The following is a 457-nucleotide window of genomic DNA, read 5'->3' as shown; positions in this document are numbered from 1 at the left end:
CGGAGGTCGAACTGCGCGATTTGCCGGTGACCCGCAAGCCCGATCTCATGAGGGAATTCGACGACTGGCTCACAATTCGTTCCCTTTCCCTCGACAGGGCGCGCGAACATCTCCGCGACATCCGGAAGGTTGGCGTGCCCATCGACGACGTTGCCGTTTTCCAGACCTCCGGGACATCGGGCGAACCGGCTGTCATCGTGCTGCCCTCATCGTTCGTGGAATATTACTTTGGGATCATGATGGCCCGCTTCGAACGTTACCATTGGAAGCTCCTCCGGGACGTCCGCAAGCTCGGCGTCAGGGTGACGATCACTGGAGGGAACGGCCATTTCGCCGGAAACGGGCTCAACAAATTAGTGCACCGGCTAAATCCGGCACTGGCGCGGGGCTTAGGATTGAACTTCATCGAGGCCGAGCAGCCGATCGATCGGCTCGTTGGCAAGCTCAATGCGATCCC

1 protein-coding gene is annotated in these 457 nt (G+C 59.7%); it reads left to right on the top strand.

Translation table 11 applies throughout. The annotated features are described in order from the left end of the window. On the top strand, positions 1-457 hold a 457-nt coding region (locus tag B3182_RS02120; protein WP_292751348.1), incomplete at both ends, for a hypothetical protein.

Source organism: Methylophaga sp. UBA4204 (genome assembly GCF_002379485.1).
Lineage (GTDB): Bacteria > Pseudomonadota > Gammaproteobacteria > Nitrosococcales > Methylophagaceae > Methylophaga.
This window is presented reverse-complemented; position numbering and strand designations above follow the sequence as displayed.